Origin of the sequence: Xanthocytophaga agilis, assembly GCF_030068605.1 — a bacterium.
In the GTDB taxonomy this organism is placed as follows: Bacteria; Bacteroidota; Bacteroidia; order Cytophagales; family 172606-1; genus Xanthocytophaga; species Xanthocytophaga agilis.
Genome location: NZ_JASJOU010000020.1, coordinates 108,253 through 120,188, shown reverse-complemented (window position 1 = coordinate 120,188; position 11,936 = coordinate 108,253). Strand labels below are relative to the sequence as shown.

Genomic DNA, 11,936 nt, shown 5'->3' with positions numbered 1-11,936 from the left:
AATTTGGTGAGCCAGTCTGTGTGTTAGCAAAAAAAGGGCCCTTGCTGCCGAATCTCCAGCCCTCAGGCCATGGGCTCTCCTCGCGGCAGAAAGAAGGCCAGCGCACCGCTACAACCTTTCGTGTTTAAAGGCATCGCAACTCTCTTTGTAGCATCTAAAAGATAATCTTATGCTGTCAGTTAGCATATGGTACAAATAGAACGATGGATACTTCAATCGTGTGTGGTGGTGTAGGTGCGTAGGGTTTCCTTTTCCCGCGAGGTTAGCCTTTGGCCTTGCGGGCAGAAGGATCGGGAAAAGGTGCCTTTTTTGGTTACTTTTTTGGGCAAGCAAAAAAGTGACACAGTGTGTGGCACGCATAAGCATTGGACAACAAACCAACTCAGGAAATAAGCAAAAAATGAAGAAAGAGAATATAAACAAACGATAGAAGAGAGATCTGTAAAAATAAACCAAGAACCTATACTCTTTTCAAAAAGTATAGACTCTTGGTTTGTACTATTTCAGATTCAAATGAGACAAGTATGTCATTACAATCTCACCCCAAATGAAGCGACAAGGCTTCGTCCATCTGAACTCCATATTCCTGGTCCTGGATAGAAAGTAGGTCGTTTGGTAAAGTATTGTGTATTGGTAAGATTGTTAATGCCCAAACGGAATACATAATTGCCACCAAAATGCATACTCATATTCAAATCCCAGATGCCATACCCAGGTACCGGACCTTTGGCTCCGTTTGCAGACGGAGTTGAGGTATTGAGTGCATCTGAGAATGTTTTGCTCACATAACTGTATTGTAAGGTAGCACTAAAGTGTTTGTACCAGAAGTTTGCCCCATTCCGGGTAGTCCATTTGGGAGCAGATTCTACATAGTTCCCTGTGATATCCTGATTCTCTGTTCCTGTTGATACAGCTCCTTTTATGTACTGAGCATCGAAATACGAAGTAGAAGTGAAAACAGAGAATTGAAGTGTAGTTCTCTTGATCAGCTTGCCTTCTATGTAAGTCTCTACACCTCTGGTACGACTATCTCCTACATTGGTTTTATAGATATAAGAGGCCCCATCAGGATCTGTCAGAATCAAGTTTCCCAGGCGGTTTCTGTACAAAAGCTGAAAGGCTGTTACATCATAATAGAGCCAGTTGGCAAAGTTGCCGCGTACTCCCACTTCAGCATTGTAACCAAAGGCATCTTTCAGATCCTTGTTGGCACGTTCCAATACAGAACCTGGAATGATATCTTTCAGAATAACCGGACGATATGACTGAGCCCAGCCTCCATAGATAGTATGGCTGGGGTTGATCTGATACTGAGCATTGAGACCTGCCAGAGGAAAATGATGTTTGATTTTGTTCGGAACATCCTGAGCATCATAGTAGCTGATTTTTCCGGAAAGGTCTGTTACCCCATTTTCATAGCGAATACCAGGTGTAACAGACAGCTTAGGTGTAATCCGAAACAGGTTTTCTACAAAAACAGCAATATTTTGTGTTTTGAAATGTAGATCCCTCCCCCAGTTTGGATCGGTTAATGTCAGATCAAAATCAGAGGCAGTAGTACCTTTACCCAATTGACGGCGATGCAAGTCATTGTTGATATAACGTATCCCTGCAGATAGACTACTTGGTAATCCACCTAAGGTGTACGTTTTCAGCAAACGAATTTCGGAAGTATAGCTATTGAAGTTATCAATATCCACCTGACGGGCTTTGTAGCTGTTGGTAGCAGGATTGATTGTATCTCCAACAGTTGCGAAGGCATCAATCTGCACACTGTTACGGGAACCCAATACAGCAGAAGTGATAAAACTCAACTGAGTAGTTTCGTTCAAATGCCAGTCCAGTGTCAGCGAAGGAATATAGATATCCGGATTAAAGTAGTTTCGTGAACGGGTAGATTGTCGCGGGTCTTCCTTAAACATAGCATCTGTCAACGGACCGGGGATATGGTACAGGTATGTACCTCTGCCTAATTCAGCCTTCAGATTTACCTTTCTGGAAAAACGATAGGACAAACTGAAAAACTGAGCTTCGGCATTGGATTCGCTGTTTTTACGATAGCCTTCGGACACACGTTTATGATAATAAGCATAATAGGTTAGCTTACCAATTCTTCCTCCAATGGCATTGTATGAACTAAAAAGACCATATGAACCTGCCGAGTTGACGCTTTCAAAACTAACTTTACGGGTAGAGTCTGCCTGTTTGGTTATATAGTTGATCATGCCACCAAACTGCGAACCGTATTGAAGGGAGGCTGTGCCGCGTATTAACTCTACTTTCTGAATAGACTCCATTGGCGGACTATAGTGACTGGCAGGATATCCATAAATATCCGAGTTAGTCATAATAAAGTTCTGACGAATGTTATACTCCCAGCTCCGGTGTGGGTCCAATCCACGTGTAGCTATGTTCATCTGATTGCCAGATCCATCCATATCATAGACAAATATTCCCGGAATCTTGGCGAACAACTGACGACCTGTCTTTTCAGCAATATTGGCGTTCAAAGTTGAAATATTGATGACTTCATTTTTAGCACCACCAATCAGATAGGTATTATGAACAGGTTTCAGATGCTCAACCTGATCCTGTTTTCCATAGACATCCACCTGTTGCAACTGGTAGGTGCGTAATGAATCTTTTTGTCGGGCTTTTACACTATCCTGCGCTTCTGTCTGTGCATTAACCGAAACACATAGCACAAATCCCAATACAATGACTGATATTTTAACAGGTATACAACAGGCAACGAATTGTTTTATATAAGTAGTACTATATTTCTTCATGAGAATAAGGTGACAAATGGCAAATTGAAAAGATAACGGAAGCAGACAGGTATACCCATAGCCTAGCCTATCTGTTACTTAGACAACTTAGAATACAGTCGTATAAGCAAACAAAGAATACGCTCTCAAAATAGAATGAGAGAAAAGTTATCCTATTGGTAGTTCTATCAACTATGAAAGAGAGAACTCCGGAGGGGGAGTCAGTATAGTAGGTATACCGGAAGTATACGAACAATCCCAGAAAAAACAGGTATTCTGATTATCTCCAGCTTCTGATATGAGTCTAAAACAAACAGGTAGATAAGGTAAATAAACCTGTTTAAAAAAAGATTTTATAGGAGAAGATGATTGCTTAGTGTCTTTCTTACTTAGATCCAGTACATGTGTCTTTAAATGCGTCTGTAAATCGTCCAGTACTTTTTCTTGTTTGATATTATTGACACAATACACAAACAGTGTATCATTCACAATTCGCTGAATAACCTTTTCATAAATCTTCCCCCGATGGGTAAGTTCACCATTCACCTTTTCAAATCCACGGTTCGTCTGATGATACCATCCTATAGGCACTTTGAATATAAGCCAGTCCTTTTGAGGTAAAGTGTTTCCTTGTATAGACTGATCTTGTACAGATTCATGCAAGGCTGTTCTGGCTTCCGTTTTTTTCCACTCAAATAATAGAAAATACCCTATTGAATGATAGAGTAAAAGGAATAGCAGACATATGGAAACAAGTCGTTTCAACTTTAAGTGGAAGGTAGCTCACAAAGATGCAAGAAATATTTTGCACGAAAAGATACTACTTTTTTAACAAAGTATGCCAAAAGTTGAACAAACACCTCTTTGATTCAGATTATTTTGGACTTCTATACAGATAAGTCAGTCGTCATAGGTGACTTTGCTGATATAGCACAAATACCATCCGAATAGTATATAGCTGGTTCCTAAGTTATCTGGTAGAGAGCTGCATTCAATTACCTAATTCATTACCAGGTGTAAGTTCTTATTGTTCATCTATAAAAAGTGCATTTTGTTTAGGTAAGCTCCAATCTAAACTACTATATTCAGGACGGGGCAACTTCTATAAAAAAAGCTTCTCTGATCCAGAGAAGCTTTTTTGCTATACGTATGAATAAAGAAGCAAAGATGAAACGGTAAAATGTAAAGTATCTGAATCAGGGTATAAGCATCCGCTTAGAATCCCTTGTTTGTTTATGCTGAGTAATGTATTCCTATATCTTTTATATCTTTCCACTAATTTGTAGCCAACTTCCATACATACTAAACGGATAGCGGCTAGAAAGAAGATACATCCCTATTTTCAGCAGAAAAGAGAAAGATGTATCTTCCTAACACAAACTACACCAGGTAAAGATCTCACTCTGTATCATCCTTTTGGAAAACGGCTATTCCGTCTTTCCTATTGATATGTTGTAAAAACAGTGCCAATCGTAAAGCTCTGATAAATAAAGCATTACCAGCCAGTATAACTACTTAATTTGCAAAATGAGTAGTTGTCATCTGGTACTTGAGACAGTACTCCCTTGTATCTGCAAAATCTGCACTTTTACTGGTCTTAAGCCATTTTTTAAAAACAGGTTACTACTTACGTATTTTGGAAAAAATACTCTCTGTTGCATGTATTCAACAATAGCACACAAAATTCCTTTGCTGACAGGCATGCTTTTTAGCTGGTAACCCCAATTCCACAAATTGCATTTTTCTGTCATATCGTATCCACACTATGCAACTGTTGTATAAACTGCACTTAGTTAACTGACTAAGTTATCTATTCATATGTAAGTGAACTTGTAAGTAATAGATACATTTATGAAGCAAAAACCTCCATACTATCACATAAGGAAAGGCACTCAGAAAATATCTCTCTGTCCTTCTGCAAAGCTTCTCCCCTACCCTCCTGAAAGTATCACATTCTATTTCTTTCTGTAAGCAACACTCCTGAGCATTGCTCTTAATTGTTTCCTGAAAGAGTGATCCAGTCCTTCTGAAAGAATCTTTTGAAAATAGAGCATTGTTTGGCTTATGAAAGAATATACTCAAGATCCAAAGGCTACTAACCTTGCCACATGATTCTTTCAGGAGGACACGAAAAGGATATCGTCTCTATCTTGACAACACTGAATACATGATACAAAGAGAATTATGGTCACTTCAATCATGAGTGATAATGTATGTAGTGTGTAGGGGATCTTTTCTCTGTGAGGTTGGCCTTTGGCCTTGCGGGGGAAGGATCGGAGAAAAGTATCCTTTTTGGCTAACACACAGCCTGGCTCACCAAACTCTCGTCTAGTGCCCCTATTTTGGACAAACAAAAAACGAAGGAGCCGCAAGGAGAAGGAATATTAAAACTATAAACAGGCAAAGGGAGAGAGATTTCTCAAAAATTAACTAGCGCCTAGCCTATACTCTTTTCAAAAGCACAAATGCTGGTTTTGAAAAATAAACTTACCTCCAAACTTCGGAATGGCTCAGGTTTGACTATTGTTCCAAAACAGAATTCTACATCTTCTCACCTGCTTTTCCACAACTTTTCCTTGCTTACATAAAGTGGGGAACGAAATACAAAACGCTGATTATACGTACAAACACTCATTTTAGAAATTAAGTAACAACCACATATATAGTATATGAGAGATAAAAATACGTAAGCTGTCCTGTTTTCGCCCCTCAAAACCTTCCATTTGCAAAAATGCATTTTCTGAAAAATAGATCTATAAAAAAGTATATATGTGCTAACCTTACAGTAAAGCAGAGAACTTTTACTGAACTAGGTAGTTATACGCCAGAGCATTAGCCTGCTCTGCTTTTCAAATAAGTATAATCCCATTTTGCCTGTAAAAAGTCTAAATACGGGCATATTTTTTACCGATGGTATGGCAAACCTAAAGACCTACCAATGAAAGTACTTGAAACAAAGGTAATGCGAGGCCCTAACTACTGGTCTGCCTACCGTCAGAAGCTTATTGTCATGAAGCTTGACCTGGAAGAATTGGAATATTATCCGACCCACACCATTGATGGATTTTCCGAACGAATAGAAACACAGATTCCGTCTTTAATTGAACACCGCTGTTCTGAAAATCATCGTGGTGGTTTTTTTAAACGTGTCTATGATGGAACCTGGATGGGACATGTAATAGAACACATAGCCCTGGAACTACAAAATCTGGCAGGTATGCCATGTGGCTTTGGAAGAACCCGTGGCACAGGAAAGATAGGTGTATACTATGTCGTTTTTTCCTATGAAATAGAAGAAGCGGGCTTATATGCAGCTACAGCTGCTGTGCGCATAGCAGAAGCACTGGCAAAAAATACGGCTTTTACCCTTGAGGATGATATCAGGGAGCTTGTTCGTATCAAACAAGATCATCAACTCGGACCAAGTACCTTATCTATTGTGCAAGAAGCTGAAACAAGAAAGATTCCTTATCAGGTACTGGACGATGGTAGTGAAATCATTTTTGGTCAGGGAAGCCGCCAGAAAAGAATCCAGGCTACCATTGCTCAGACTACAAGCAATATGGGTGTAGAACTGGCTGCTGATAAAGAGCAGACAAAACAGGTGCTCGACAAAGCAGGTATCCCTGTTGCGTATGGAGTAACTATACGAAAAGAACCCCAGCTACAGGCTGCCATTGAAGAAATGGGATTTCCGCTTGTGATCAAGCCTCTCGATGGAAATCACGGACGTGGAGTAACTACAGGAATTCGTTTGCTGGAGCAGGCCTGGGAGGCATTTTCACTGGCCAAACGCATATCGGATACAGTCATTGTCGAAAGATTTATACAGGGTGAAGATTATCGGTTTCTGGTTATCAACTATAAGCTGGTAGCTGTTGCCCGACGTACTCCCCCATTCATTATCGGAAATGGAATACAAAGCATTCTGCAACTGATAGATGAACTCAATACGGACCCACGCCGGGGAGAAGGACATGAAAAGGTTCTTACGAGTGTCAAGATTGACCAGGCCACTGTATCTATATTGAACGAAAAAGGATATACACTGGAAACAATCCTTCCTTCAGGAGAGACACTTTTTCTGAAACGGACTGCAAACCTGAGTACCGGAGGCACGGCGACAGATGTCACAGATCAGGTGCATCCACACAATGTATTTATGGCTGAGCGGATAGCCCGTCTGATGGGTCTTGATATTTGTGGAATTGACATTGTTACGCAAAGCATTGAACAACCCATTACAACCGCTACCGGCGCTGTAATTGAAGTAAATGCAGCACCGGGGTTCCGGATGCATTTATCTCCTACCGAAGGACTGCCCCGAAATGTTGCTGCACCGGTTATAAATATGCTGTTTCCAAAGAATATACAGGCACGCATTCCCATCATTGCTGTCACAGGTACCAATGGAAAAACAACCACTACTCGGTTAATTGCCCATATGATAAGTCAGACCGGACAAACGGTAGGATATACAACAACTGAGGGAATTTATATTCAGGGCCATCTGATTCAAAAGGGAGACTGTACGGGTCCTAAAAGTGCCCGCATGATACTAACAGACCCCTCAGTAGACGTAGCAGTACTGGAATGTGCCCGGGGAGGCATACTACGCTCTGGTCTTGGATTCGATCGGTGTACTATCAGTATCATTACCAATGTGTCAGAGGATCATCTGGGTCTGAATGGCATAGAGACACTGGAAGAAATGGCAAGGGTAAAAAGTGTGGTAGCCCGTAGTACTGCGAATGATGGCTACTCCATACTGAATGCAGATGATGATCTGGTATATGAGATGGCCAGCGATGTAGACTGTGATGTAGCTTTTTTTAGCATTAACCCTACTAATCAACGAATCATTCGCCATTGTGCAGAGGGAGGACTGGCGGCTATTATTGAAGAGGGGTATCTGACTATTTGCCAGGGGCAATGGAAAACACGCATAGCAAACGTTGCTTCTATCCCTCTTACGCTGGATGGAAAGGCGTCCTGTATGATCAAAAATATACTGCCTGCTACCCTGGCCGGATTTATACAGGGACTTTCACCTTTGGCGCTTCAGCAGGCACTGCATTCTTTTGTACCCTCTCCCGACAATACACCTGGCCGGATGAATTTGTTCACCTTTCCAGATAGCACAGTTATGATTGACTATGCGCACAATAAAGGAGGAATGCAGGAGTTGCAACACTTTATGGGAAAAGTAGAAGCATCTGTAAAGATCGGAATCATTGCAGGTGTGGGAGATCGACGGGCTGATGATATCCGGACTATGGGCAAACTTGCAGCACAGATCTTCGATCAGATCATCATCCGGCTTGACAAAGATCTGCGTGGACGTGATCCTGAGGAAATCATTAGTCTGCTTGAAGAAGGAATTGGTGAGCACAATGCTCAAACCTGGGTCAAAGTAATTCCAGACGAAAAAGATGCAGTAAACTATGCCCTTGATATGGCGCCTTCAAAGGCGTTTATCACTGTGCTTGCTGAAGAAATTGAAGAATTGACTGCTCATTTAAAACAACTAAGTCAACAAAAAGAACAATCGCTGGATATACCAGATGCTCTGGTTGCAGAGGACTCTTCTGCAACCAGAGCTAGTCAACAAACACAGGGTAAAACCTATCATCCATTTGTTTTATCTAAAGCATCCTAATCATGCAGGAAGTTCCTAAAGGAAAATTATTAATTATAGGAGGAGCCGAGGATGTGGGAGATCCGGAAAAGCTATCAGAAGCTCAGGAGGAAAGCCGAAACTTTCGAAATTTTGAGGTCTTGCAGGAACTGCTTCCTCCTGATGCCAAAGCTGATCACCGCATTGAGGTAATTACTACCGCTTCTGAAGAACCCCATGAGATGGGTAAAAAGTATCAGAAGGCTTTTGAACGAGCCAACATCTCCAATGTAGGTATTATCCATATTGGTAATCGGGAAGAGGCAAAAGTTCCAGCCACAGTCAAACGTATTGAGAAGGCTAGTGCGGTCTTCTTTAGTGGAGGTGATCAGTTTCGCCTCTCTACCATATTAGGCTGCTCACAGGTAGCAGATGTCATTAACCGGAAGTATATCCAGGAACCTGGATTTATTGTAGGAGGTACCAGTGCGGGTGCTATGGCGATGTCTGCTATTATGATTTATGGAGGAGATAGCAGCAAGGGTTTGTTGAAAGGAACTGTAAAAATCAGTTCTGGTTTGGGACTCATAGATCATTGCATCATAGATACCCATTTTATCAACCGCGGGCGGTTCGGACGACTGGCAGAAGCTGTTATCATGAATCCTTCCTGTATAGGACTGGGATTGGGAGAAGATACAGCTCTGGTCATTCACAATGGCAATGATGCCGAATGCCGTGGTTCCGGGATGGTTGTAGTGATTGACTGTAAGGGGTTGGGACATTCGAATATAGCTTATGTGGAAGAGGGCACACCTGTAAGTGCCGAAAATCTGACAGTACATCTGCTGACCAAAGGAAATGGGTTTACCCTCAAAGAACGGAAATTTATCCCGGCCAAGAAGGATATAGACCTTGAAGAAAGTATTCGATCTCATTAGGTGAATGTGTCTGTTCGATGGGCACTGTCACACCTGTGGAGTGAACAGTGCCTTATTTCTCATCTTTTTACTTTTTATCTATGTCTATAGTAGCCTTAGCCATTCACGGAGGAGCAGAATCCTTATCTCCCCGTATCAAACAAAATCAACAAGCCTATGAAGCGGGGCTTCACCATGCCCTGGAGGCAGGATATCGGATCTTGCGTCAGGGTGGTTCGGCAGTGGATGCAGTAGAGGCAGCCATACAACAAATGGAGTTAAATCCTTTGTTTAATGCAGGCCGAGGGGCAGCGTTGAATCAGCAAGGAGAAGTGGCCATGGATGCTTCTATTATGAATGGGAAAGATCTTCAGGCTGGAGCAGTCGCGCTGGTACGCCAGATCCAACATCCTATTTCATTAGCTCGTGCTGTTATGGAACAAACACCACATGTTCTGATTGGTGCCGAAGGTGCAATGGAATTGGGCAGAAGCCTGCAGATGCCGTTTATGCCAGAGTCGTACTTCATTTCCGAAAGTCAGTACAATGCACTGGCAGAGATGCAGATGCAAACGCAAAATAAGCCGGATGTTATATTAAATGACACGGTTGGAGCCGTAGCGCTGGATCAGGAAGGCAATCTAGCAGCGGGGACGTCTACCGGAGGCCTTACTAATCAGATGAAGGGGCGTATTGGTGATAGTTGTATGATTGGAGCAGGTTGCTATGCCAACAATATAACCTGTGCAGTTTCCGGGACAGGTGATGGAGAGTGTTTGATGCGCAAGGTAGCTGGCTATTCTGTTTCTGCATTGATGGAATTTTCCGGAAAAGAACTGCAGGAAGCGTGTGATTTTGTAGTATTTAAGAAAGATAAACATGTCCTGGGAGACATAGGCCTTATCTCGATGGATGCTTGTGGCAAAGTGGTCTTCTCCTTTAATACAGAATGTATGTTTCGGGGATGGATAAGTAGTGATCTGGACTTTACACAGGTTGCTATTACCAAATAACTATTTTTTGCAATCCGGAAGCATTTCTCCTTCCCTATCTGCTTACATCCAATCCTTATTTCTTTAACGCTGGTGCGTGCCTGATCTATCACTCTTCAATGTGATAACGGGCAGGTATAGGTGGTCTGTTGCCATCTGTGTAGGTATATATTGATCCATTTAAAAGAAAAATTTAACTATATTTTATATGAAAAGAACAGGTTGGATAGTACTGGTATTGATACTGGTACTGGCAGGAGGCTATCTGGTTTTCCGCTGGCAACAGCGATCTCAGAAAGATCCTGAGGCAACATTTATTAAGCCTAGGATCGAAATGGCTGGTATGCAAATCCTTCATATAGACAAAGACTATACGAAAGGAAATATGAAAATACTGATTGACAATCCAGCCCCGGTGGGCTTTGAAGCTGATAGCTTGGCTTATCAGTTGTACATTGCAGGCGTAAAAGTAGTGCAGAGCTCCTATCCCAAACATGTCGATATCAATAGCAATGACAGTAGCCTGATAATTCTGCCGGTGACTATTAAAAATGAGGAACTGATCCAGACATTGAAACAACTGGAACAGAAGGGGCTGGATAGCACAGAATACACGGCCAAAGCAAACATTTATACAGACTTACCCTTTCTAAAAAAGAAACCTGTTGAGCTGAAAGTCTCAAAAAAGCTTCCTCTTCTACGGCTTCCGGAGCTTAAACTTGTTGACGCAGATCTGGATAAGCTTGGATTCAAACAGACTAAATATTCTGTCCGTACGGAAATTACCAATAAAAACGTATTTCCCTTCGTACTACGCAATGCCCGCTTTCAGATGAATCTGAATGGGGAAAAATTTACCGAAGGAACTATGCCAGAAGTAGTTAATATTCCAGCTAAGGGTAAGGCAACAATAGAAGTACCAATGAGTATAAAACCCAATCAGTTGATGGAAACTGGAATAGACTTGTTGAAGAAAGGCAAAAAGAATACCTATCTGTTTGTCTTTGAAGCCACCCTGGTAGACAAAGAGGACAATAAGATGTTTGACAATAGCAAATTAAAAATGGAGAGTTCGGGTGATCTGCGTGAACTAATAAAAAATACCCGTGAGGTTATAAAAGAGAATAAAAAAAAATAGCAAAGATTTAGAATGAATGCTCCTAATATGACTAAGGGTATTCTTTTTTATAGAAGATTTACTAGCTGCCCTTTATAAAAAAGCCTTTCTGAATCAGAAAGGCTTTTTTACGGTAGAATGTATTATCAACTTAAAATAATAGCTTAAGAAAGCCAACGTAATCGTCTAGTATGCGTTTCAGGAATAAATCAGTAATAAGTGGGGTAGTTATCGTATTCCTGCGAAAAATAATTACAGTTTATTCCTGAAAATTTTTAGTATCTGGTTTGGATAACCTACCTTCAATTTGTTGTTGATACATACTCCGGACCTGATTTTGTAAGTCTGTTAGCTAGTAGCAGATTTATTGTCTAAGAAGCAGAATCAGCAACTGCAACTCGGTTATCTATGCGAAATATGTTCCGGTTTTTTCATAAAACTTTAAAAGGTTGCTCGTAAGTTATTTGTATTTATCTGTTAATCAGGATGATATAAAGTTGCATTAGAAAATGAAATTCTGAA

Annotated in this window: 6 protein-coding genes; 4 read left to right on the top strand and 2 right to left on the bottom strand. The window is 41.2% G+C overall.

Going from position 1 to position 11,936, the window contains the following annotated elements; genetic code table 11:
* Positions 1–530 precede the first annotated feature (530 nt).
* Positions 531–2,789, bottom strand: coding sequence for a TonB-dependent receptor family protein (locus QNI22_RS36015; RefSeq protein WP_314518948.1), 2,259 nt, complete (start codon positions 2,787–2,789; stop codon positions 531–533).
* Between the two features lie 171 nt (positions 2,790–2,960).
* Positions 2,961–3,533 carry a hypothetical protein gene (locus tag QNI22_RS36010; protein ID WP_314518946.1) on the bottom strand — a complete coding sequence of 191 codons (573 nt, stop codon included), beginning with the start codon at positions 3,531–3,533 and terminating at the stop codon, positions 2,961–2,963.
* A gap of 2,173 nt (positions 3,534–5,706) precedes the next feature.
* Between QNI22_RS36010 and cphA the strand changes: the two genes are divergently transcribed.
* The 4 genes from cphA (at position 5,707) to QNI22_RS35990 (ending at position 11,435) form a co-directional block, all read left to right on the top strand.
* The gene (gene cphA, locus QNI22_RS36005; protein WP_314518945.1) at positions 5,707–8,427 is read left to right on the top strand and encodes a cyanophycin synthetase; all 2,721 of its coding nucleotides are present in this window, start codon (positions 5,707–5,709) and stop codon (positions 8,425–8,427) included.
* A 2-nt stretch (positions 8,428–8,429) separates the two neighbouring features.
* Positions 8,430–9,326 (top strand): cyanophycinase, encoded by an 897-nt coding sequence (locus QNI22_RS36000; protein ID WP_314518943.1) that lies wholly within the window; start codon positions 8,430–8,432, stop codon positions 9,324–9,326.
* 80 nt (positions 9,327–9,406) lie between these two features.
* The gene (locus QNI22_RS35995) at positions 9,407–10,318 is read left to right on the top strand and encodes an isoaspartyl peptidase/L-asparaginase family protein (protein ID WP_314518941.1); all 912 of its coding nucleotides are present in this window, start codon (positions 9,407–9,409) and stop codon (positions 10,316–10,318) included.
* Between the two features lie 187 nt (positions 10,319–10,505).
* Positions 10,506–11,435, top strand: a complete 930-nt coding sequence (locus tag QNI22_RS35990; protein ID WP_314518939.1) for an LEA/WHy family protein — start codon at positions 10,506–10,508, stop codon at positions 11,433–11,435.
* The last annotated feature ends 501 nt before the right edge of the window (positions 11,436–11,936 follow it).

Coding starts and splice junctions, on each gene's coding strand:
- QNI22_RS36015 (WP_314518948.1), bottom strand. CDS start 2,789: ATGAAGAAATATAGTACTACTTATATAAAACAATTCGTTGCCTGTTGT.
- cphA (WP_314518945.1), top strand. CDS start 5,707: ATGAAAGTACTTGAAACAAAGGTAATGCGAGGCCCTAACTACTGGTCT.
- QNI22_RS36000 (WP_314518943.1), top strand. CDS start 8,430: ATGCAGGAAGTTCCTAAAGGAAAATTATTAATTATAGGAGGAGCCGAG.
- QNI22_RS35995 (WP_314518941.1), top strand. CDS start 9,407: ATGTCTATAGTAGCCTTAGCCATTCACGGAGGAGCAGAATCCTTATCT.
- QNI22_RS35990 (WP_314518939.1), top strand. CDS start 10,506: ATGAAAAGAACAGGTTGGATAGTACTGGTATTGATACTGGTACTGGCA.